Genomic DNA, 23,257 nt, shown 5'->3' with positions numbered 1-23,257 from the left:
AATATAATCATACTTTGCTGAAAAGTTCGATTTTGTTTGCTCAAAGGCTCAATATTGAGAATAATTGTGTTCAATTTTCAAGACCCTTTCCTGCCAAAGCTTTAATACCCTATTAAATTCCGTGGGAAACGACACAATCATCCGAATCATAGCGTTTTAATAGTTTAATTCTGTCTCCTGAGCCTAAACTTATATTTTTTGAATTGCATTTATCTTCAAAAGTTTTTAGCTAAATTTGAAGAGTGAGAACTTTTTTCTGATGTCTGAAATGACAAAAGAGGAGTTTTCAAACAGGCAATTAATGCCTTATACCTTCTTAAATTAAACTGATTTTATGGAAAGACCGCTTATTCTGGTTACTAATGATGATGGAATCACCGCACCTGGTATCAGAAACCTTATACAATTTATGAACGAAATCGGAGATGTTATTGTGGTAGCACCCAACTCTCCCCAAAGTGGAAAAGGCCACGCCATTACCATTAATTCTACCTTAAGCTTCGAAGAAGTAACACTTGACGGACCGCAGACTGATTTTTCATGCAGCGGAACACCCGTAGACTGCGTAAAAATGGCTCTTGACAAAATTCTGACAAGAAGACCGGATATCGTCGTTTCAGGGATTAATCATGGAGCCAATTCTTCAATCAATGTGATCTATTCCGGAACGATGTCTGCGGCTGTAGAAGCAGGTGTGGAAGGAATTCCTGCTATCGGATTTTCACTGATGGATTTCAGCTGGGAAGCTGATTTTACACAAGCCAAAGAATATATCCAGAATATCGTAAAAAGAACACTGGAAAACCCAATGCCTAAAGGAATTGTACTGAACGTCAATATTCCGAAACTGACCGCCGGAGAAATCAAAGGAGTAAAAGTTTGTAAGCAGGCTAATGCTAAATGGGAAGAAAGCTTTGACGAAAGGGTGAATCCTCACGGAAAGAAATATTACTGGCTAACCGGCTATTTCAACAATATGGACGAGTCTGAAGATGCTGATGAAACGGCATTGGCCAACGGATATATTTCAATCGTTCCTGTCAAGTTCGATCTTACAGCTTATGAATATATGAAGACGCTGGAGGAAGTAATGAATTTTGACTGATGTACGGAAAGCTAGACAATCCTGTTTACCATTCACTTAATGAATTCCATGAAAAGTTCTGCTTTAATTTTGGGGATACTAAATTTTATAATCCCGAAGTAGCCTCTTTTGGCGGTGCAGCAGAGCTCTCAAGAGAAAAAGACATCACAGAATACGCAAAGATCTGTGATGATTTTCTGATTTTCGGAACTAAACCTGATCTGGGGAATTTTAAAATAGAGCTGTCACGACTTGTCTGTGATCAGTATGTTCTGGAAAACCCTATTCAGCTTGATCTGACTGAGGAAATTATTGAGCTTAAAGAAGAAAATTATGAGGAGCTTCTTGCATTTGTGATCAAGTTCTATCCTTATTATTTTAAAACAAGGACGCCTGAACTCGGGCGCTATTTTGGTATTTTTAAGGATCATAAACTCGTTGCCCTTACAGGTGAAAGAATGCAGATGAACGATATGACAGAGGTAAGCGCAGTGATCACAGATACGGATTATCTGGGAAAAGGTTTGGCTAAACAATTAGTGACTTTTGTATCCGGGAAAATATTTGAAGACGGGAAAACACCTTTCCTGCATGTCGCGGAAAGCAATACAGGCGCGAAAAGGCTGTATGAAAAGCTCGGTTTTATGCATAGGGGAACTATAAATTTATGGGGCGTGAAAAGATGATTTTCCGCCCTTTTTTATTTTACTTTTGTTAAACCACTGATTGCATGGATTTTCACGGATGGTTGTGTTATTTGTGGAAAAGATTTGTGGTGTTTGTGTTTAAATATAAGGTTTGGCTAAAGCCGGATGAATACCGATTCTTATGTAAGCGGGCTAAAGCCCGCCCCTATTGATGCAGAAATCGTTTTATAAATTGCCGCAGATTTTCGCGGAGGTGTCTGGATTTTTTTTCTTTTGAACGTCTTCTAGTTTTTCATCTCCGATTTCATCTTATTAACCACAGATTACACGGATTTGCACAGATGACTGCGTTGATAATTTTAATTTATTTTCACGCAAAGTTCTGTGAAAAATGCTTTTGAGCTGGAAAAGGCAAAGAGTTCGACTCCGTCGCTGATGAAGCCAACGGATGTAGCGCCTGCTTCATCGAATCAATTTCATTGATTCTTTCTTAGTTTTCCTTTTACTGGGTAGTATTAAAATCAAACCTTTGCGTAAAAAAAGAAGCATGACCCTTTTCACAGGTAACCATAACGCACAAACTCAAAAACACTCTGACTCTCAAACTCGTTTCACAGGTTAAAAAATCTATAAAACCTTCTCTTTTCAATTTTCCCTTAAAAGTTTTCGCTACATTTATTCTTATTAATTTTTTCCAGATTATGAGAATAGAATATGATATAAAGCTTGGATTCAAGGATGTAATGTTCCGTCCCAAACGTTCTACATTAAAATCCCGTTCAGAAGTGAATCTTGAAAGAGAATTTACATTCAAGCATACTAAAAAGAAATGGAGAGGTGTTCCTCTGATCGCAGCCAATATGGATACGGTAGGAACTTTTGAAATGGCGGTAGAACTGGCCAAAGACAAGATTATTACAGCCGTTCATAAGCATTATACTCCCGAAGAATGGAGCCAGTTTCTGGACAGCCAGCCGGAAAGCATTCATCAATATATTGCCTTAAGCACCGGAACCGGAAAAGCAGATGAGGAAAAGCTCAGACTGATTCTCGAAAAGCACCCAAAAATCGAGTTTCTGTGCATTGATGTAGCGAATGGTTATTCTGAGCATTTCGTTGGATTTGTGAAGAAGGCAAGGGCTAATTTTCCTGATAAGATCATCATCGCAGGAAATGTAGTGACCGGAGAAATGGTGGAGGAACTTCTTCTTGTAGGAGCAGATATCATCAAAGTAGGTATCGGGCCTGGTTCGGTGTGCACAACGAGAGTGAAGACTGGTGTAGGTTATCCTCAGCTTTCTGCCATTATTGAATGCTCTGATGCAGCTCACGGCCTTGGAGGACATATTATTGCCGACGGAGGCTGTAAGGTTCCGGGAGATGTGGCTAAAGCTTTTGGTGGAGGCGCAGATTTCGTGATGCTGGGTGGCATGTTTGCCGGTCATGATGAGAGCGGCGGTGAAATCATTGAAGAGAACGGGAAAAAATACCGCCTGTTCTATGGGATGAGTTCCAAAACGGCTATGGATAAACATTCAGGAGGCGTTGCAGAATACCGTGCTTCGGAAGGAAAAACAGTAAAGGCTGTTTATAAAGGACCTGTTTCGGAGACTGTAAAAGATATTTTGGGTGGTGTACGTTCTACCTGTACCTACGTAGGAGCTTCCAAACTTAAAGAATTGTCTAAGAGAACAACCTTTATAAGGGTTCAGGAGCAGGAGAATCAGGTTTTTAAGGATTAAAAAATCTCACGCATTTAGCAGATCCGGCAGATTTTTAATCCAATTACATAATAAAACAGGCTGTACAAATAATGTACAGCCTGTTATTTTTTTATGATTAAGTCAGCATTCCGCCGTCTACGTTCAGGGTTTGTCCTGTGATATAAGAAGACATTTCGCTTCCTAAGAAGATACAGGCATTGGCAACGTCTTTTGTTTGCCCTGCTCTCTTCATCGGAATTCTGTCTCTCCATGCCTGAAGGGTTTTCTCATCCAGATCTGCAGTCATTTCTGTTTCAGTAAATCCTGGAGCCACTGCGTTACATCTGATACTTCTTGATCCTAATTCCAGTGCAATAGATTTGGTAAATCCTATTACTCCGGCTTTAGAAGCTGCATAGTTGGACTGTCCCGGATTTCCGCTGATCCCAACTACAGAAGTCATATTGATAATAGATCCTGATTTAGCCTTCATCATCGGCTTGATTACCGCTTTTGTAAGGTTAAATACTGAATCCAAATTGATTCTCATTACCTGATCCCAGTCGTCTTTAGACATTCTCAACAGCAGGTTATCTCTTGTGATTCCGGCATTGTTGATTAGAATATCGATCTTTCCGAACTCTTCCATTACATCATCGATTAACTTTTGAGCTGCATCATAATCTGATGCGTCAGACTGATATCCTTTGATCTTCGTTACAGAACTTAAAGCCGCCTCTAATGCTTGAGCTTTATCTACAGAGCCGGCATAGGTAAATGCTACCTGTGCGCCCTGTTCAGCATACATTTCAGCAATTTTCTTTCCGATTCCTCTTGTAGCTCCGGTGATTAGTGCTACTTTTCCTTCTAATAGTTTCATCATATCTCTTGATAATTATATTCTTAGTAAATACTTCCGTTTTTGATAAAACGGCAATATAGTATATTTAATTTTATACAAATTAAACAGTCCGCAAAGATATTATAAATTGTTATTCAATGCATTCCAAATCATCAAATTACTGAAAATTTTTCGCTGTTTTTTATCATATTCTAAAGACGGCTACCACTGTTTTTAAACCTTGTAAAATAAAGAATATCCGTTTTCTTATCTTTATCCAGCTTCAAAACTTCCTTCTGCCAATAATATTTATCATAAATAATATCCTTCAATGGCTCGTTCTGAAAGTTCACAACGCCGTATTTATCCTGCTTCTTCACGACAATTTCATTCTCAGAATTTTCAAATGCAATAATGTCATCGTAGATAAAAGGAATGATCTCCTTCCCCTTTCCATCAATGATTCCGTATAAATTGCTGCTGTTTCTGCAAACTACCGGTTTCGAATACAAATTAAAAATATTGAAAAAATCCGGTTCCTGTTCTTTGATGGCAACAATGTCCTTCAGCACAGAAGTTGATCTGTTAAGGACAGAAAATTGATAGTAACCATCTTGTTTTTTAATGATCAGCTGGTCGGGATAGAAAGCAATGACTTGAGTATTTTCATCCAGAATATTTTTCAGATCCTGATTCAGAAACTGTTCTTCCTGACCTTTTTTAAGGTAAATAAAATCTTTTCCGGAAATGCTGAAGCTTTGTATAAAATCATATTCCTGAGGAACAACGATCTCTCCATTAAGGTTCACCACTCCCGTTTTCTTTGATTTATCACTGTAAACACTGAACAGATCATTGAACAGTGGCGTTAAATACTTAAAGTTATTTGGATAAAGTTTCTTGTCTTTTTTATTGAAAACGGTTGCTTTTCCTTTTTTTCTGAGATAAACATACTCTTTCGCTCCAAAATATTCCGGTGAAGCATCATCATAGATTTCTTCAGCAAGGAGGTTTTCTTCCGCATCCACCAAACCATACTTCCCTGTCGTTCTGTTCTTTGTGATCAGATACGGATAAGAAGCCAAACTGTAAATCTGCGCCGAGAACTTATGAAGAGTCTGCCCGTTTTTTCCAATGATTTCGCTTTGATTATCTTCATTAATGATCAGTGCTTTACCATTTTCAAAATGATAATCCTCTTTGAATTCACGGGGACTGACCTGTTTTCCTTCCAAATCATATAAAAACCATACTTTATCTTTTTTCACGAAAAAACGGTCTTCCGCCACAAACAGGATTCTCTCAGAATAAGAAATAATTTCTTTTCCCTGATAGTCATAAACCGCTTCTTTTCCCTCTTTTGAAGAGATGATACGCTTTTTACTCAGCCAGGGTGTATTGAAGCTCTGATCGTCTAAAGGAAGCAATTCGTTTCCTTTTTCATCTATGATGGCAGATTTGGTTTTATAACCGGATTCTCCTGATGTAAGAATGAAACGGTTTTTAAAAATATGTGAAATACTGTGAGCAGATTCAAACGTAACATTTCCCAATGAATCTACAATGCTCTCTCTTTTATTTTTCGAATCGTAAACCGTTCCGTAGCCTTCTGAGTAGGAATGAACCTCCATCCCTATCTTTTTGGACAAAAGGATCTTGGTATACTGATTGGTCTGGGCCATACACACTGACGAGCACAGTGCGAAAACTAAGTTTTTCAATGAATTTAAATAGAATTGTTGACAATAAGAACGATCTCTCCTTTTAAAGTTTTGCTTTTGGAAAATTCAATTAATTCATTGATTGTTCCACGTTTGGTTTCTTCAAATTTTTTGGAAATTTCCCTGCTCAGACTGGCTTTTGTTTCTTCACCAAAGAATTCTTTGATCTGTTCCAGAGTGGTATTGATTTTATGCGGGCTTTCGTATAAAACAATTGTCTTTTTCTCTTCTGCCAGCTGCTTCAGTTTGGTTTGTCTCCCTTTTTTCTGAGGCAGAAACCCTGCAAACAGAAATTCGTTATTCGGAAGTCCGGACACCACAAGTGCCGGAATCAGAGCTGTTGCTCCGGGAAGACAAATCATTTCGATATTGTTATCTGCTCCTGCTTTTGCCAATAAATAGCCAGGGTCCGATATTCCGGGGGTTCCGGCATCGGTAATGATCGCGATATTCTGACCGCTTTTAAGATCGGCAACTACTTTTTCAGTAGCCTGATGCTCGTTGTGAAGGTGATAGGATTTTAAAGGTTTGGAGATTTCGTAATGCTTTAAAAGTATTCCTGATGTCCTTGTGTCTTCACATAAAATATAGTCAACTTCCTTGAGGACTTTTACAGCCCTGAAGGTCATATCTTCAAGGTTCCCGACGGGTGTGGGAACAAAATATAGGATTCCGCTCAAAATTATAAGAATTTATTTTCTACCAATATCCAGAGTCTCTGGGCATATTCATCTACTTTACTCCACTTTCTGTCGTAATAAAGGTCGCTGAGATATTCTTTTGCTTCTTCCAGGTTTCTGAAACTGTTTAACCGGGCTACCGTTTCGTTCAGATCCGTCTGGCTTCCGCCGAACAGCGTTTTTGAAAAGGCAATTCTGTCATTCAGATCCAGTCTGAATTCAGGTTTTACCTTATCAGCCTCCATAAATTGGGTAGGAATGTTGGTTTTCAGAATGCTTCCCTGCTCTTCTTTTACTTCAGGGGCAGGCTTTTCGTGCGGCACTTCCCTTTCCAGAGGATCGTCGTCAAAAAGTGTCTGTACAGCTTTCAGTCCTTTGATATTGGCCAGTTTTATTTTTTTCTCCTGCTGATAGGCATCGAGGTCTTCGAAGCTCTCATCAGAGGCGAGTTTTTGGTTTTCTGTTTCCGGGAACGGTTTATCTATATCGACAATTTTTCTTCTGTCATAGACTTCCGCCAGGATGGTTTCTTCCTTTTCTTCTAAAGGAAAATCATTTTTTATTTCGCTTAAGATACCTTCCACATTAGAAGTTTCCGTAAGCATTTCTCCCTGCTCGATGGTTACATTGGATGCAATGAACTGTTCTTCGTTTTCCTCGATCAGGATTTCGTCTTCCAGCATTTCAGTATCGAAAATACTTGGAATTCTTTCAGTCTGTTCTTTGGTTTTTTCAGGAGTATTCAGCTCTGGTTCTTCTGTTTCAGGGTTGTTTGAAGCATTTGTTTCATGTGAAACGTTGTCTTCATCTTCGTCCAGTTCATTCAGCTGATGATTGAAAACTACCTCCTCTTCCGTAGTTTCAGTGATGAATAAATCTTCATTGAGATCTTCATCATTATCCGGTTTCGCATCGGCAAGGATTCTTTCTTCATCCACAAAGCTTAAAACTTTTTCATTGGGATTGAAAGATTCATTTTCATCAATTTCGTTCAACTGATTATTGAAAACGGCTTCCTCTTCCGTAAGATCATGCTGAGAAACTTTTTCCTGAGCCTCTTCAGCAGGAGCCTGTCCGTAGTTTTCCTCTGCAAAACTGACGATATTCTCATGGAATTCATTTTCTACGATCTCATCGAGCTGATGATTAAATTTTTCCTCTTCATCCACTGATGCAGCTGAATAATTTTCACCTTCGTTTTCATCGATTTCATTGAACTCATTATTGAAGATCGCCTCCTCTTCCGTCACTTCATGATTAGACTCATGTCCGTCATCAGAAAGGGATGAAATGTACTGGTTCTCTGTGTTCTGCTGAGAATGATCGGTAATAAAGTACTCGATATTTTTTTCCAGCAACCTTAAAAAAGAGATCCTGTTCGCAAGCTCATCTACAAGATCCTGCTTGGAAAGTAATTCGTCTACGTTGTTTATTTTCTCCAAAATATCGATGATATTTTTGGATTCAAAAAAAATTTTTTCCTTTAAATCTTGGATGTTCTGCATAATAAGAATCTTATTAAAATTGCTTACTTTTGATCTTAAAAATATACGGCTAATTTAACAAATGTTTTTAGAAAATACAATTAATCATTCCAAACAAAGTGGTTGGATGGAAGTTATTTGTGGCTCTATGTTTTCGGGAAAAACCGAGGAGCTGATCCGAAGATTGCGAAGAGCAGAAATGGCGGGTCAGAACGTGGAAATTTTTAAACCGAGACTGGATACACGATATTCTGAAGAGGACGTTGTTTCTCACAATCAGAATAAAATCCGCAGTACAGCAGTAGATAATCCCAACGAAATTCTTCTGCTGGCCTCAGACTGCGATGTGGTGGGAATAGATGAAGCACAGTTTTTTGATGAAAGCATTGTAGATATTGCCAATCAGCTGGCCAACAGCGGCGTAAGAGTGGTTGTGGCAGGACTTGATATGGATTTCCTGGGCCGACCGTTCGGACCGATGCCTAATTTAATGGCGACCGCAGAATACGTCACAAAAGTGCATGCTATTTGCAAGAGAACAGGGAATCTGGCCAACTACTCTATGAGAATTTCCCAGGGAAATGATCTGGTGGAACTTGGCGAAACGGAAAGCTATGAAGCAGTAAGCCGACGCGTTTTTATTGACGAAATGCTTTTAAGAAATAAAAAATAATACCGCACAGCGGATGGAAAATCTCGAAGGCGCAAAGTTATTTCTGCATGTACAAAAGTATCTGTATTAATTATTTTGCGCCTTTGCAGTGGTCCAGAAAAAATAAATTAACTTGTAAAGGTAAATGGGCAAAGTTTCAGCTTCCCCCAAATTTACCGTCAGTGAGCTCAAAATAAAGCAGAAGGGGTACCAATGAACTATACAGTAAAACAAATTGCAGACATCACCAATGCACAGATCATTGGAGATCAGGATTTAGTGATCAGAAATATAGCGTTTGACAGCAGAATTATTTATTCAACGAAAAATACGGCATTTGTAGCGATCAATACGCATAAAAATTCCGGAGAAAAATTTATTGAATCTGCCATAGACCGCGGCATTGCTGTGATCATTTCTGAACATCAGTATCCGCAGTTTGACGATATTACATGGATCATTGTTGAAAATTCAGTGGATTTTCTTCAGCAACTGGCGAAGTACCATTTCGAAAATTCTCACCTTAAATCTATCGGAATTACAGGAAGCAACGGAAAAACTATTTTAAAAGAATGGCTTTACCAATGCCTCTGGAATGAATTTCCAACGGTAAAAAGTCCGAAAAGTTTTAATTCTCAGATCGGTCTTCCGCTTTCTCTTCTTCAAATCAACAGTTCGTACGAACTTGGAATTTTTGAGGTAGGAATTTCAAAGCCGCATGAGATGGAAAAGCTGGAACATATATTCCATCCGCAGATCGGGCTGCTTACGCATATCGGAAATGCCCACGCGGCCAATTTTCAATCAGAAGAACAACTCATTGATGAAAAGATCATGCTTTTTAGAGGTTCTGAAGTCATTATTTACAATGGTGACAATGCATTGGTTGACCAAAAAATAAAGGAATTATATTCTGATAAAAAATTAATTTCTTACGGATTTAAAAAGAACAACCAGGTTTTCATCAGAGAAGGTATTTCCAAGGATGAAAAAATTACGGTTGTTTATTTTGACGGAGAAATCTCCTTCCCTGTTCATCAGAGAGATGAAGCTACTTTGACGAATGCTCTGGCCTTGATCACCGTTTTAAAAGAACTGAATATTGATAATCAAAAGATCATCGAAAAGATCAATTCTTTAAAGGCTGTGGAAATGCGTCTGGAAGCCATTGAAGGCATTAAAAACAATATCGTCATCAACGATTCTTTTAATCTGGATCTGGATTCTCTAAAGACTGCACTTCAGTTTCTGAATGAATATAAGAAATCTAAAAAATCTTTGGTTTTAACGGACATTGTAGGGGTTAATTCCAATTCACAGGAACTTTATGAAGAAGTTTCCGAACTGGTGAATGATCAGAATTTCGATTCTGTATTCTTAATCGGGGATGAAATATCAAAGTTCAGTGAATTATTTAAAGCTAAAACTTCTACTTTCGTCAATACCAAAGAATTAATTGACAGTAAGCGTCTTACAGAGATTGAAAACCAGATCATTCTGCTGAAAGGTGCCAGAAAATTTGAAATCGAGAAGCTTAAAGATATTCTTGAACTCAGAAAGCATGACACCGTTCTGGAGATCAATCTGAATGCAATTCTTCATAATATTAACTATCACAAATCCCTCCTGAAGCCTGAAACGAAAATGATGGCCATGGTAAAAGCAAATGCTTACGGATTGGGCAGTTATGAAATTTCTGAATTCCTACAGCATCATCACATTGATTATCTGGGTGTTGCCTATGCTGACGAAGGTGTGGAACTGCGTAAAAAAGGAATCACCACTCCTATCGTGGTTATGAATCCTGAGCAGCACAGCTACGAAGCGATCATTGAATATAATTTAGAGCCCGAAATTTACAGTTTCAGAGTTTTGGAATTATTCTATGAAGCGGTTCAGAAATCCGGTTATGACAAAAAATATCCGATTCACATCAAGCTGGAGACCGGTATGCACCGTCTTGGTTTTAAAGATTTTGAATTGGATCAGCTCATCCAAACTTTAAGCAGTAAAAATGTAAAAGTGCAGAGCTTATTCAGTCATTTGTCTTCATCCGATATGCCTGAAGAAAAAGAATTTACATTCAGACAGTTTGAAGTTTTTGAAAAAAATTCCAGCTATCTGATTGAAAAACTGGGCTACGCTCCTATCCGACATATCTTAAATTCCTCAGGAATAACAAGTTATACAGAACAGCAGTATGACATGGTAAGAATAGGAATAGGAATGATCGGTGAATCACCATGTAGTGAAATACAGAAGCAGCTTCAGTCCGTGGTAAGCTTTAAAACCGTAATTTCGCAGATATCAACGGTAGATACCGGAGAATCTGTAGGTTACAGCAGAAAATACAAACCTGATCATGCGGCAAAGATCGCTACGATTCCTGTAGGCTATGCAGACGGAATTCCGAGACTGATCGGAAACCAGGTAGGCAATGTAGGCGTTAATAAGATTCTGGCCCCGATTGTCGGAAATATCTGTATGGATATGATGATGATCAACGTAGACAAGATCCCCAATGTTAAAGAAGGTGATACGGTCACCGTTTTTAATGCAAAACCAAGTTTAAAAGAATTCGCAGGCTACTGCAAAACAATCACTTATGAAGTGTTAACATCCATTTCGCCCCGGGTGAAACGGATATATATAAAAGACTAGTTATGAGAAAACTCCTGATCCTTCTCTTCGTATTCCAACTCCTGATGATCCATTCACAAGTGAAAAAGGATCTGGTCATACCCAAAAATCCCAGAATAGGACTTTCCCTTGCCGGTGGCGGTGCCAAAGGTTTTTCACATGTAGGAGTACTGAAAGTGTTAGACTCATTGGGAGTAAAAGTAGACTATATTTCCGGAACCAGCATGGGTGCCATTGTAGGTGGTCTCTACGCTTCGGGATATTCCGGAAAAGAAATAGAAAAGATCGTGATGGATACCGATTTCTATTCGCTCATCATGGATCCGAAATCCAGACAGGAATCTTCTTTCTTTAATAAATCTGTCGATAAATATCTTTTATCCATTCCTTTAAAAAACGGGAAAATATCACTTCCCTCCTCTATAAGTTCAGGACAGAGAAATGTATATCTGCTTAAAGAACTTTTCAAAAACGTTTCCAATATTGACGATTTCTCCAAACTTCCTATTCCTTTTATGTGCGTCGCCACCAATCTTGAAAGTGGCAATATGCAGATTTTTGAAAAGGGGGATCTGGTACAATCTATTATGGCCAGCTCGGCCTTCCCTTCTCTTATGGATCCGGTAAAAATCGGGGACAGTATTTATATTGATGGGGCGATGACGGTTAATTATCCTTCAAAGCCATTAAAGGACAAAGGAATCGATATCGTCATCGGTGTGGACCTTAATCAGGATTTATCGTCAAGAGAGGATTTAAGCAATATTATATCCATCCTTAATCAGGTTATTGATTTTGGAATTAAAAGAGATACCAGAAAACAGTACAAATACACGGATATCAATATCAAGCCGAATCTGAAAGGAATGACGGCTACCAGCTACGATGATAAGAAGAAAATTCTCGACAGTGGGTACGCAGAAGGCATGAAATATACCGCTGTGTTGGATCAGCTTCCAAAACGTTCGTTTGACCGCCTCAGGGAGCGCGTCAATCCAATATATTCCAATGTATATAAGATAGACAGCATTTCTTTGGATGGAGGCCGTATTTACGGTAAAAACTACGTTCTGGGGAAAATGGGACTGCGTCTCCCCTCTTTGCAGACTTATGGCAGTATCAATAAGAAAATTGATAAGCTTGTAGCCACCAATAACTACCGTTTTATCAATTATGATATCATTCCGGAAAATGATGCGAATTATCTTAAACTCTATGTTACGGAAGATGATGCCCGCCATTTTTTAAAAGTAGGACTGCATTATGACGAAGTTTTCAAAACAGGACTTCTTTTAAATTATTCAGGAAAACGTCTTTTATTTAAGAATTCAAATCTTTCACTGGATGTAGTGGTGGGAGATAAACCACGATATTATCTGAACTATTTTATTGATAATGGATACATTCCAGGTTTCGGTATCTACTCTTCCGGAATGAGCTTCGATCTTAAAAATGTAGACAATAATATTGTAGACAAATGGGAATGGTTCAGAAATGAGGCTTATATACAGTCCGTATGGAGGGATAAATTCGCTATTGGAGGTGGAATAAGCCATGACTACTTTGGTGCCGAAATAAACGGTGTACACGAGAGATACATGCGTTTCTTAAATCCGTATGTATTCTTAAAAAGTGATACCCAGGACGACAAAGACTTCCCTTCCAGAGGGATTTATATCAATGCTGAAGGTAAAGTAATCGATCTTCTGAAATCTGAAGTTGATAAAAGGATTATTCAGGTTAAAGCTGATATCAGACTTAATGTTCCTCTTTCCAAGCAATTCACCTATCGTCTGAATCTTTACGGAGGAATTACCATCGGAGACAATCTTCCGGAGTTTTACCAATACAGACTGGGTGGAATTTTTGAACAGAACCTTATTAACTTCAAGAGTTTTGGAGGCTTTTATTTTGCTCAGTTGAACACTAATAACGTTATATTGATCTCCAATGACCTTCAGTTTAAATTTAATAAAAGCTATTTTATCAGTGGAAACTTCAGCTTTGCCAATCTTTCAGATGACATCAAATTTGAAGATGCTGTTAAAGTAAATTATAGCTCAGTGGGACTTACGGCTGGATACAAATCTCCTTTCGGGCAGATTAAAGTCAACTTTAGCCATTCACTTAAGAACAATCAAAAAGGCATATTCAGTGTTATTTTAGGACACTGGTTTTAATACAATGATACAATTTTTTTACGAAAACTTACAGGAATCTGTCAGTACAGATTATCAAAAATGGCTGGAAGATATCATTCTTTCAGAAGGAAAAAAAACAGGCGAAATCAATTATATTTTCTGCGATGACGAATATCTGCTTAAGATCAATCAGGATTATCTGCAGCATGATTATTATACCGATATCATCACTTTCGATTATGTAAAAGGCAAAACAATAAGCGGAGAGATTTTCGTATCTTTGCAGCGAATTTCAGACAACGCTTCTACTCTATCCAGAGATTACGAAGAAGAATTAAAAAGGGTACTCGCCCATGGCATTCTTCACCTCGCAGGATACAAGGATAAGACAGAAGAAGAGGAGAAAGAGATGCGCAGAATGGAAGATTTTTATCTGGCTAAGTTCAGAGATTTAAATCCTGAATAAATTGAAGAATCACTTAAGAAGCAATTCGTAAAGTGCTTAAAGCTAGATAGAATTACAACTCACCTGGAGTGCATTCTCTAAAAATGTTTCACGTGAAACATTTATGGAAAATATTAAAATTAAAGGCTTTAAATAAGCAATATAAAAATGATTTCAGATACATATGACGTAATCGTAGTAGGTGCCGGACACGCAGGTTGTGAAGCTGCAGCAGCTGCCGCGAACCTGGGTTCAAAGACCCTACTTGTTACCATGAATATGCAGACCATCGGACAGATGAGCTGCAACCCGGCAATGGGAGGAATCGCAAAAGGACAGATCGTAAGAGAGATTGATGCTATGGGAGGATACTCCGGAATTATAGCAGATAAATCCGCGATTCAGTTCAAAATGCTGAACCTTTCCAAAGGCCCTGCGATGTGGTCTCCAAGAACTCAAAATGACAGAATGCTTTTTGCAGAAGAGTGGAGATTGGCATTAGAAAATACACCCAATCTTGATTTTTTTCAGGACATGGTGAAACAGCTTATTGTAGAAAATAATAAGGTGACCGGAGTTGTTACTTCTTTAGGAATTGAGATAAAAAGTAAATCAGTTGTTCTTACCAACGGAACATTTCTTAACGGATTGATTCACGTTGGAGATAAACAATTGGGTGGAGGAAGAATGGGCGAACCAAGAGCATTCGGAATTACCGAACAATTGGTAAGTTTAGGTTTCGAAGCCGGAAGAATGAAAACAGGAACTCCTCCCCGAGTAGACGGAAGAAGTCTTGATTATTCTAAAATGGAAGAACAGAAAGGAGATGAAAAACCTCAGAAGTTCAGCTACACGGATACTCCGAAATTAACAAAACAGTTAAGCTGTCATATCGTTTATACCAATGAAACTGTACATGATATTCTTCGCGAAGGTTTCGACAGAAGCCCAATGTTTAATGGTACGATTCAAAGTTTAGGTCCTAGATACTGTCCAAGTATTGAAGATAAAATCAACCGTTTTGCAGAAAGAACAAGACATCAGCTTTTCGTAGAACCGGAAGGATGGAGAACTGTAGAAATCTACGTCAACGGATTCAGCTCTTCTCTTCCTGAAGATGTACAGATCAAAGCTATGAAACATATCCCAGGTTTTGAAAATGTAAAAGTGTTCCGTCCGGGTTATGCTATTGAATATGACTACTTCCCTCCTACCCAGCTAAAACATACTTTAGAAACCAAACTGATCGACAATTTATATTTTGCCGGACAGATCAATGGAACTACAGGCTATGAAGAAGCTGCAGGACAGGGATTAATTGCCGGAATCAATGCCCATAATAAAGTACACGATAAAGAAGATTTCATCCTGAACAGAGATGAAGCCTATATCGGCGTACTGATTGATGATTTGATTACAAAAGGAACTGAAGAGCCCTATAGAATGTTCACTTCCCGTGCAGAATACAGACTTTTACTAAGACAGGATAACGCTGATATCAGACTGACTGAAAAAGCTTATCATCTAGGTCTTGCAAAAGAAGACAGATTAAGAAAAGTTGAAACGAAAGTAGCTAAGAGTCAGGAACTTGAGTCATTTTTAAGAGAAACTTCTTTAAAGCCAGGTGTCATCAATCCTATTCTGGAAACTATCGATAGTAACCCTGTAGATCAGGCTTACAGAGCAGCACAATTCCTTACCAGACCTAATATTACGCTGGATAAACTTGATGCCATCGATACTATTAAGGAGTTTTCTTCTCAATACGACGAGGAGATCAGAGAGCAGGCAGAGATCAATATCAAATACAAAGGGTATATTGAAAAAGAAAAGGAGAATGTAGCCAAGCTTAACCGTCTGGAAAATATAAAAATTCCGGAAGATTTTGATTATAAAAGCCTTTCAAGCCTTTCTTCAGAAGCAAAACAGAAAATGTCTAATGTAAGACCTAAGACCATTGCACAGGCAGGAAGAATCAGTGGCGTTTCTCCGGCCGATATAAACGTTTTACTGGTCTATTTAGGACGTTAAATCAAAAATGTTTCACGTGAAACATTTGTAAATTAAAAGCAAAAATTAAGGTATTTATATGCGTTAAATCGGATCTCTAAATACCTTAATTTTAAAATATCAAGATATCAATTCAATGAGAATAAAGGATCATTTTCTTTCACAGGAAATATTTGAAATAAAAGAAACAGAAACAAAAGGAGTTTTCAAGACCACCCCTATTCCATCCAATATTTCCAAATATTATGAAAGCGAAGATTATATTTCCCACCACCAGGATTCAGGAAGCTTTAAAGAAAAACTATACAAATTTCTGCAGTCCTTTAATCTGCAATACAAGAAAAATATTCTTGCCGACAGAATAAAAAAAGGAGCAAAAGTTTTGGATTATGGTTGCGGAGCCGGAGAATTTGTAAAGTATATAGAAGAAGATTTTGAAACTTTTGGTTTCGAACCTGACGCTGATGCAAGAAAAGCTGCTCTCAACAAAATAGCTAAAGCAAAGGTTATTGATAATATTCAAAAAATTCCTGATCATAGCTTAGATGCCATCACTTTATGGCATGTTTTTGAACATGTAGAGAATCAGGATGAAATGCTGAAAATATTTCACGGGAAATTAAAAGACAAAGGACTTTTAATAATTGCTGTTCCCAACCCCACTTCTTATGATGCCAAACATTACAAAGAATATTGGGCAGCGTACGATGTACCGCGACATATTTATCATTTCTCCAAAAATGGTATGGAAAATTTAATTTCTAAGAAACCGGACTGGAAAATGAGAAAAATCAAACCTTTGGTGTTGGACTCCTTTTACATCTCTATGTTGAGCGAAAAATACAAGAAATCACCACTTTTTTGGCTAAAAGCAGTCATCTACGGAACAATTTCTAACGTAAAGGCGCTTTTTTCGAACGAATTTTCAAGTTTGATATACATTATCGAAAAAAGATAGAAAATCGATTTTTGAGCCATTTCTGAAGGCCAATTTTCACCTATTTTGCCATAAAAAACAAAAACCCGGAGATTCTTCCGGGTTTTATTTTTGAGATTTAAGCCTAGATTAAAAAATTGAAGAAAGAAAAATAAAACTAAATATGAGACTTCTCTAATTTATAGACTTTTAAATATTTTCAGAGAGTTTAAATTTTTAAAATAAATTGGAAAAACTGTTAATTCACAAAAATGATAGAAATTTACAAAAGTTGGGCTACTCACCTTACTTTTTTAAAATTAAGGATACATTCAAAAAAAACTGTCACGTGGAAAAATGGAGACACAAAAAAAATTTTATATTTTCTTTTTTTGAACGAATTTTAACGATTTACAAAAAATAGCCGATATCCACATCTTCCTAACAAATTCGGAAATTGGATACTGATTTTCCGAAATCAATTATTTTAATCATAAAATTTAAAATTCCAAGAAAAAAGATCACTTTAAAAAATTTGTCAGAGATAAAATAAAAAGACCGTCAGCAATGACGGTCTCCTATATAATAAAAATTAAAATCTATTTGTTAATGGCAGCAACTCCGGGAAGTTCCAAACCTTCCAGACTTTCCAACATCGCTCCTCCACCGGTAGAAACATAACTCACTTTTTCTCCGTAACCGAACTGCTTCACAAAAGCAACACTGTCACCTCCCCCTACTAGAGAGAACGCACCCAATTTTGTAGCTTCAGCAATACTCTCTCCAAGAGCAATGGTTCCTCCTGCAAAGTTGGACATTTCAAAAACTCCGATCGGACCGTTCCAAAGAATGGTTCTGGAATTTAGAAGAACATCATTGAACTGATCTCTTGATTTGTGACCGGCGTCAAGTCCCATCCATCCTTCAGGAATTGCATAGATATCTGCTTCTTTTCTTTCCGCATCATTATTGAAACCTTCAGCAATGATAGCATCCGAAGGAAGATATACTTTTACCTGGTGCTCTTTTGCTTTTCCTAAGATCTCAAGAGCCAAAGGAAGTTTATCCTCTTCTACCAATGAGTTTCCAATTTTTCCGCCTAAAGCTTTAATAAAAGTAAACGCCATACCTCCTCCAATGATCAGATTATCTATGGCAGGAAGGATATTTTCTATAATGGTAATTTTAGTTGAAACTTTAGAACCTCCAAGTATCGCAGTTACAGGTCTTTCTCCTTTTCTTAAAACTTTATCAATAGCCTGAAGCTCTTTAGCCATCAGTAAACCGAAAAACTTAGTTGATTCGAAATATTGAGCAATCACAGCTGTGGAAGCATGCGCTCTGTGTGCAGTACCGAAAGCATCGTTTACAAAAGCATCACCCAACTTAGAAAGCTCCTCAGCAAATCCTTCATCCCCTTTCTCTTCCTCATTGTGGAAACGCAGGTTCTCCAGCAGCAGGATCTCTCCCGGCTGAAGCTCAGAAGCAGCCTTTTCAGCCCTTTCTCCGATACATTCATCCACAAACTTCACTTCCTTTCCAAGAACGCTGGAAACTTCATCTACGATATGCTTAAGAGAAAACTCATCCTTCACTTCACCTTTTGGTCTTCCCAGGTGTGTCATCAGGATCACAGAACCTCCATCATTAAGAATTTTTTCAACCGTCGGTTTTACAGCCGTGATTCTTGTATTGTCTGTCACTTTCAGCTGATCATCCTGCGGAACATTAAAGTCCACTCTTACCAGAGCCTTCTTGTCTTTAAAATTGAAATCATTGATTGTTTTCATAAGTATCGTTGAATTTTCGTTTCACAAATGTAAGCTTTTAAACTTTTTCAACAGATCTCCAAAAACAAAACTTTTGGAAAACTTTCCCCCAACCCAATCACCCACTAATCAACAATTTTTTTCTCTTTAAAGAAAAGAATAATGTAGTTGTTGTTGAGTGTTGTTAGTTTAGGGGATAAGTTTTACTAAAATAATTGGTAACAAATAATTTTTATTCAATTCATATTTAATTCACATTGTAATATCTTGTAAATGTGATTTTTCACACACTTATTAACAGATGTGAATAACTTTCCCACAAATCCATTATTAGTTATTTAATTATGGAAAAACTCGGGAGTAACTGAAGAAAAGAATTTGAAAGTTGTGGTTAAAATTTTGAAATAGATTTCCCATTACGAAATAAATTCATCTTTAAAAATAGAAAGTTGAGAAAAGTTTTCCACAGTTATTCACAGACCTTTTAACAAATTACCCCCGATTAACTAACAGACTTTGTTATTATTCTTACCTTTGTCTTGAAATAAAATCTAAAAAGACTTAATACAGGTATTATGAAAAGAAAAATAGCTATTGCTGCAGACCATGCAGGCTATGAATACAAGGAGATTGTTAAGAACTTTCTTTCAGAACGATTTGAAGTACAGGATTTTGGAACGTTCTCCACAGACAGTGTGGATTATCCGGACTTCGTACACCCTGCTGCAACCTCTGTGGAAAACGGAGAGAATGAACTGGGAATTTTGATCTGCGGAAGCGGAAACGGAGTACAGATTACAGCCAACAAACATCAGAAGATAAGATGCGCGCTTTGCTGGATGCCGGAGATCGCAGTGCTTGCCAGACAGCATAATGATGCGAATATGATCTCAATGCCTGCGAGATTTATCTCTAAGGAAGTGGCCATAGAAATTGCAGAGAAGTTTCTATCCACAGACTTTGAAGGTGGAAGACACCAAAACAGAGTTGACAAAATTGCTGTTTGCTAAAAATATAAAGGCCTGTAAATCAAATTACAGGCCTTATTTATTTTTTATTTTGTACATTTGCATCAGCTGATAGAAATTACCCCTCTATTATTTCCATACCGAACCTTATATATTTAAAAGATATTAATCAAAGGTTTTTCTCCCCTCTTCTCCATATTTGTAGTAATTTTATACAAACTAAAGTTTCCATTGAAAAAAATTGGAAAGAAAATTGATGCTGTAGGACTAATAAAGAAATTTCAAACTGAATGAAGATCAAAGCATCTGCTGTACTATTTTTTGTTATAAGTTGTTTCCATGCCCAGGAAATAACGGATAAAGATGCCTTTGAAAAATGCAGAAAGGAAAACAGCCGGAGAACCTGCCTGTCTGATAAAGATAACGATGGCGTTATGTTTTATCTTGATCAATGTCCCAACGTGCAGGGATTGGCAGAATTTAAAGGATGTCCGGATTCAGACGGTGATGGTATTCCTGATACAGATGATCATTGTTTTGAAGTGGCGGGACCTTTGGAAAATAAAGGTTGTCCGTGGCCGGATGCAGATGGTGACGGTACTATAGATAAAGATGATGTATGCCCCACAGTAAACGGACCCGTAGAAAATAATGGCTGCCCATGGACGGATATGGATGGTGATGGTATTTGGGACAAAGATGATGCATGCCCAACGGTAGCGGGAAAAGTTGAATTGAATGGATGCCTTCCATTAATAAGACATCTTTACTCAGCGGAAGAATTAAAAAAAGTAGAAGAAGATTTTTTAGCGCGAACGAAGAATTATAATTATCATGCGCTGGCAGATCAGATTTTTAAAAAGATAGAAAAGAAATATTATAAGCATAAAATACTGTACATCTCCGTTTTGAATGTTTTCTCAGCGGGGTGTGGAATGGATAGAACTGACTATTCAGCTGACAATTTAGTAAGCAGGTTAAAGTACAAAGCATTTTGGGATGACAGAAATTTCAAAAAGTTGGCGAATATTTTCCCGGAGAAAACTATTATTCCAGTACCGCGCAGTCCAGATTTTGCGTACAAGTATTTATCGGAACATATCAATTTTAAAGGTGTTCCAAAATCTAAACTAGATGACAGAACAGTTTTTAACGCTAAAGGTAATTTTGTAAAAACAGTAAAAAGCAAAGAAGTAGTGATCCTTGAAAGTGATTTAATTCAGATATCTCTTAATATGGAGGAAAAAAATAATAAAGCAGAAGTCCTGATGGGCGATCTCATCTATTATTTTGAATTCAAAAATGCTGAAGTGAAAGAAATTTCAAAATCGGATTATTACAATTAACAACAATTAAATAACATTAAAAATGCCAAAAAAAGGTAAATATATAAGCCATAAAAACGAACAGAAACTCATAGAGATCGGAAGACTGATCCTGCGTTTCATGAATACCAATTCCACGAAGATCTACAATTATAAGCAGATCGCAGAAGGAATAGATTATAAAAATCCACGTCAGAGAGAGCTGGTAATCCAGGCCCTTCACAAACTTCAGGGTTCTGAGAAGGTAAAAGAAGTGGAAAAAGGAAAGTATATCGTTAATCTGAAGATTGCGGGAACTTTGAGCGGAACGATCGATTTCAACCAGTCCGGAAACGCCTATGTGAGCGTAGAAGGAATGGAAGATGACGTCTTTATCCATTCTAAAAACGTAAAAGATGCGTTGCAGGGCGATAAAGTTCTGATTGTAACGTATCATTTTAAAGGTAAAAAACTGGAAGGTTCCGTACTGGAAGTTCTGGAAAGAACAAGAACTGAGTTTGTAGGAACATTCCAGGTGGTCGCTCACAAAGACTTCGGTTTTGTAGTGTGTGATAAAAAAACGATCAATACCGATATTTTTATTCCAAGAGCAAAATTCGGAGGCGCGGAAAACGGTGATAAAGTAGTAGTAAAAATGACAGAATGGAGACCGGGCGACAAAAATCCTCAGGGAGAAATCACTCAGGTATTGGGTGCTCCGGGCGAGCATGAAACCGAGATCCACTCTATCCTTGCAGAATACGGTCTTCCGTATGAATTCCCACAGGAAGTTGAGCTGGATGCTGATAAAATCGACAGAAGAATCACCGATGAAGAAGCTGCGAAGCGTTGGGATATGCGTGATATCTGTACCTTCACCATTGACCCTAAGGATGCAAAAGATTTTGATGATGCCCTTTCCATAAGAAAATTAGAAAACGGAAACTGGGAGATCGGGGTGCACATTGCAGACGTTTCCCATTATGTAGTTCCGGGTACAATGCTGGATGATGAAGCTTACAAGAGAGCGACTTCGGTATACCTTGTAGACCGTGTGGTTCCGATGCTTCCGGAAGTTTTGAGTAACGATGTGTGCTCACTTCGTCCGAATGAAGATAAATATACATTCTCTGCGGTTTTCCAGTTGAATGATAAAGCAGAAATCCAGAAACAATGGTTTGGAAGAACGGTGATTCATTCAGACAGAAGGTTTACCTATGAAGAAGCTCAGGAACGTATAGAAACGGGCCAGGGAGATCTTGCAGAAGAAATCAATACACTGGACAGACTTGCGAAAATCATGCGTGATGAACGTGTAAGAAACGGAGCGATTACATTTGACAGAAGTGAAGTACGATTCAATCTGGATGAAAATAATTCGCCTATCGGAGTATACTTTAAAATAAGCAAGGATTCGAATCACCTGATCGAAGAATTCATGCTTTTAGCCAATAAAAAAGTGTCCGAATTTGTATCACTGAACACTAAAGGAGGCGTAACCAATAATACCTTTATCTACAGAGTCCATGATGATCCGAATCCGGCAAAACTGGAAGCATTGAGAGATTTTGTCTCTACTTTCGGATATAAAATGAACCTAGACAATACCAAAAAGGTAGCAGAATCACTGAATAAACTTCTTTTCGATGTGAAAGGAAAAGGAGAAGAAAATATGATCGAAACGCTGGCCATGAGAAGTATGAGCAAAGCGGTCTATTCTACAGAACCTATCGGACACTACGGTTTAGGTTTTGAGTATTACAGCCACTTTACCTCTCCTATCCGTCGTTATCCAGACCTTTTGGCCCACCGTCTTTTACAGCATTATCTTGACGGAGGTAAATCGCCAAGCAAGCAGGAGCTGGAGGACAAAGCGAAACATTGCAGTTCTATGGAAAGACTGGCTGCCGATGCGGAAAGAGATTCTATCAAGTTCATGCAGGTGAAGTTTATGGAGAAACATCTTGGAGAAACATTTACAGGCGTTATTTCCGGTGTAGCGGAATTCGGTTTCTGGGTCGAAATCCCTGAAAACGGTGCGGAAGGGTTAATCAAATTGAGAGACCTTGTAGATGATTCCTATTCTTACGATGCGAAAACCCATGCTGTTTATGGAAACAGAACCGGTAAAAAACATCAGTTGGGAGACCAGGTTCAGATCAAAGTAGTAAAAGCAAACCTTATTCAAAAGCAGTTAGACTTTAAGATTGTTGATTAATTAAATCATAAAGTATAACTTTGTATTTAATGGG

The 23,257-nt window shown here is 37.9% G+C and carries 16 protein-coding genes and 1 pseudogene; 12 read left to right on the top strand and 5 right to left on the bottom strand.

Features of this window, described 5'->3' with window-relative positions:
- Nucleotides 1-334: 334 nt before the first annotated feature.
- From surE to BUA72_RS17820, 3 genes are all read left to right on the top strand, one after another.
- Nucleotides 335-1,105: a 5'/3'-nucleotidase SurE gene (gene surE, locus BUA72_RS17830; protein ID WP_034724441.1), complete on the top strand. Its 771-nt coding sequence runs from the start codon at nucleotides 335-337 to the stop codon at nucleotides 1,103-1,105.
- A complete protein-coding gene (locus BUA72_RS17825) occupies nucleotides 1,105-1,770 on the top strand; it encodes a GNAT family N-acetyltransferase (RefSeq protein ID WP_072924353.1) in 666 nt (221 codons plus the stop codon). Before surE ends, BUA72_RS17825 begins: the two co-directional genes overlap by 1 nt.
- A gap of 662 nt (nucleotides 1,771-2,432) precedes the next feature.
- Nucleotides 2,433-3,473, top strand: coding sequence for a GMP reductase (locus BUA72_RS17820; protein WP_047455877.1), 1,041 nt, complete (start codon nucleotides 2,433-2,435; stop codon nucleotides 3,471-3,473).
- 97 nt (nucleotides 3,474-3,570) lie between these two features.
- On the opposite strand, the gene fabG is transcribed toward BUA72_RS17820, so the two are convergent.
- From fabG to BUA72_RS17800, 4 genes are all read right to left on the bottom strand, one after another.
- Nucleotides 3,571-4,314, bottom strand: coding sequence for a 3-oxoacyl-[acyl-carrier-protein] reductase (gene fabG / locus BUA72_RS17815; protein ID WP_034724743.1), 744 nt, complete (start codon nucleotides 4,312-4,314; stop codon nucleotides 3,571-3,573).
- A 173-nt stretch (nucleotides 4,315-4,487) separates the two neighbouring features.
- Nucleotides 4,488-5,996, bottom strand: coding sequence for a WG repeat-containing protein (locus BUA72_RS17810; RefSeq protein ID WP_139259643.1), 1,509 nt, complete (start codon nucleotides 5,994-5,996; stop codon nucleotides 4,488-4,490).
- 5 nt (nucleotides 5,997-6,001) lie between these two features.
- Nucleotides 6,002-6,676 (bottom strand): 16S rRNA (cytidine(1402)-2'-O)-methyltransferase, encoded by a 675-nt coding sequence (rsmI, locus tag BUA72_RS17805; protein WP_034724446.1) that lies wholly within the window; start codon nucleotides 6,674-6,676, stop codon nucleotides 6,002-6,004.
- 2 nt (nucleotides 6,677-6,678) lie between these two features.
- A complete protein-coding gene (locus tag BUA72_RS17800) occupies nucleotides 6,679-8,181 on the bottom strand; it encodes a ring-infected erythrocyte surface antigen domain-containing protein (RefSeq protein ID WP_072924350.1) in 1,503 nt (500 codons plus the stop codon).
- Between the two features lie 61 nt (nucleotides 8,182-8,242).
- Between BUA72_RS17800 and BUA72_RS17795 the strand changes: the two genes are divergently transcribed.
- The 6 genes from BUA72_RS17795 to BUA72_RS17770 all read left to right on the top strand — a co-directional run bounded on the left by BUA72_RS17795 (nucleotide 8,243) and on the right by BUA72_RS17770 (nucleotide 17,006).
- On the top strand, nucleotides 8,243-8,833 hold the full coding sequence (locus tag BUA72_RS17795) for a thymidine kinase (protein ID WP_072924349.1): 591 nt from the start codon (nucleotides 8,243-8,245) through the stop codon (nucleotides 8,831-8,833).
- A 192-nt stretch (nucleotides 8,834-9,025) separates the two neighbouring features.
- Nucleotides 9,026-11,473 carry a bifunctional UDP-N-acetylmuramoyl-tripeptide:D-alanyl-D-alanine ligase/alanine racemase gene (locus BUA72_RS17790; protein WP_072924347.1) on the top strand — a complete coding sequence of 816 codons (2,448 nt, stop codon included), beginning with the start codon at nucleotides 9,026-9,028 and terminating at the stop codon, nucleotides 11,471-11,473.
- A 2-nt stretch (nucleotides 11,474-11,475) separates the two neighbouring features.
- Nucleotides 11,476-13,632, top strand: coding sequence for a patatin-like phospholipase family protein (locus tag BUA72_RS17785; protein ID WP_047455882.1), 2,157 nt, complete (start codon nucleotides 11,476-11,478; stop codon nucleotides 13,630-13,632).
- A 4-nt stretch (nucleotides 13,633-13,636) separates the two neighbouring features.
- Nucleotides 13,637-14,059, top strand: a complete 423-nt coding sequence (ybeY, locus tag BUA72_RS17780; RefSeq protein ID WP_072924346.1) for an rRNA maturation RNase YbeY — start codon at nucleotides 13,637-13,639, stop codon at nucleotides 14,057-14,059.
- 147 nt (nucleotides 14,060-14,206) lie between these two features.
- On the top strand, nucleotides 14,207-16,069 hold the full coding sequence (mnmG, locus tag BUA72_RS17775; protein ID WP_072924344.1) for a tRNA uridine-5-carboxymethylaminomethyl(34) synthesis enzyme MnmG: 1,863 nt from the start codon (nucleotides 14,207-14,209) through the stop codon (nucleotides 16,067-16,069).
- Between the two features lie 115 nt (nucleotides 16,070-16,184).
- On the top strand, nucleotides 16,185-17,006 hold the full coding sequence (locus BUA72_RS17770; protein ID WP_072924342.1) for a class I SAM-dependent methyltransferase: 822 nt from the start codon (nucleotides 16,185-16,187) through the stop codon (nucleotides 17,004-17,006).
- Nucleotides 17,007-17,563: 557 nt separating this feature from the next.
- On the opposite strand, the gene BUA72_RS17765 is transcribed toward BUA72_RS17770, so the two are convergent.
- The gene (locus tag BUA72_RS17765) at nucleotides 17,564-18,754 is read right to left on the bottom strand and encodes a phosphoglycerate kinase (protein WP_072924340.1); all 1,191 of its coding nucleotides are present in this window, start codon (nucleotides 18,752-18,754) and stop codon (nucleotides 17,564-17,566) included.
- 554 nt (nucleotides 18,755-19,308) lie between these two features.
- Between BUA72_RS17765 and rpiB the strand changes: the two genes are divergently transcribed.
- The 3 genes and pseudogenes from rpiB to rnr all read left to right on the top strand — a co-directional run bounded on the left by rpiB (nucleotide 19,309) and on the right by rnr (nucleotide 23,223).
- Nucleotides 19,309-19,743 carry a ribose 5-phosphate isomerase B gene (gene rpiB, locus BUA72_RS17760; RefSeq protein WP_034724458.1) on the top strand — a complete coding sequence of 145 codons (435 nt, stop codon included), beginning with the start codon at nucleotides 19,309-19,311 and terminating at the stop codon, nucleotides 19,741-19,743.
- 248 nt (nucleotides 19,744-19,991) lie between these two features.
- Nucleotides 19,992-20,447, top strand: a pseudogene (locus BUA72_RS24680) (thrombospondin type 3 repeat-containing protein); the annotation flags it as partial.
- A gap of 622 nt (nucleotides 20,448-21,069) precedes the next feature.
- A complete protein-coding gene (gene rnr, locus BUA72_RS17750) occupies nucleotides 21,070-23,223 on the top strand; it encodes a ribonuclease R (protein ID WP_072924339.1) in 2,154 nt (717 codons plus the stop codon).
- The last annotated feature ends 34 nt before the right edge of the window (nucleotides 23,224-23,257 follow it).

This window comes from Chryseobacterium sp. OV279 (assembly GCF_900128945.1).
GTDB lineage: Bacteria > Bacteroidota > Bacteroidia > Flavobacteriales > Weeksellaceae > Chryseobacterium.
This window is presented reverse-complemented; position numbering and strand designations above follow the sequence as displayed.

Coding starts and splice junctions, on each gene's coding strand:
- BUA72_RS17770 (WP_072924342.1), top strand. CDS start 16,185: ATGAGAATAAAGGATCATTTTCTTTCACAGGAAATATTTGAAATAAAA.
- rpiB (WP_034724458.1), top strand. CDS start 19,309: ATGAAAAGAAAAATAGCTATTGCTGCAGACCATGCAGGCTATGAATAC.
- rnr (WP_072924339.1), top strand. CDS start 21,070: ATGCCAAAAAAAGGTAAATATATAAGCCATAAAAACGAACAGAAACTC.
- surE (WP_034724441.1), top strand. CDS start 335: ATGGAAAGACCGCTTATTCTGGTTACTAATGATGATGGAATCACCGCA.
- BUA72_RS17825 (WP_072924353.1), top strand. CDS start 1,105: ATGTACGGAAAGCTAGACAATCCTGTTTACCATTCACTTAATGAATTC.
- mnmG (WP_072924344.1), top strand. CDS start 14,207: ATGATTTCAGATACATATGACGTAATCGTAGTAGGTGCCGGACACGCA.
- BUA72_RS17765 (WP_072924340.1), bottom strand. CDS start 18,754: ATGAAAACAATCAATGATTTCAATTTTAAAGACAAGAAGGCTCTGGTA.
- ybeY (WP_072924346.1), top strand. CDS start 13,637: ATGATACAATTTTTTTACGAAAACTTACAGGAATCTGTCAGTACAGAT.
- BUA72_RS17795 (WP_072924349.1), top strand. CDS start 8,243: ATGTTTTTAGAAAATACAATTAATCATTCCAAACAAAGTGGTTGGATG.
- fabG (WP_034724743.1), bottom strand. CDS start 4,314: ATGAAACTATTAGAAGGAAAAGTAGCACTAATCACCGGAGCTACAAGA.
- BUA72_RS17800 (WP_072924350.1), bottom strand. CDS start 8,181: ATGCAGAACATCCAAGATTTAAAGGAAAAAATTTTTTTTGAATCCAAA.
- BUA72_RS17785 (WP_047455882.1), top strand. CDS start 11,476: ATGAGAAAACTCCTGATCCTTCTCTTCGTATTCCAACTCCTGATGATC.
- BUA72_RS17820 (WP_047455877.1), top strand. CDS start 2,433: ATGAGAATAGAATATGATATAAAGCTTGGATTCAAGGATGTAATGTTC.
- BUA72_RS17790 (WP_072924347.1), top strand. CDS start 9,026: ATGAACTATACAGTAAAACAAATTGCAGACATCACCAATGCACAGATC.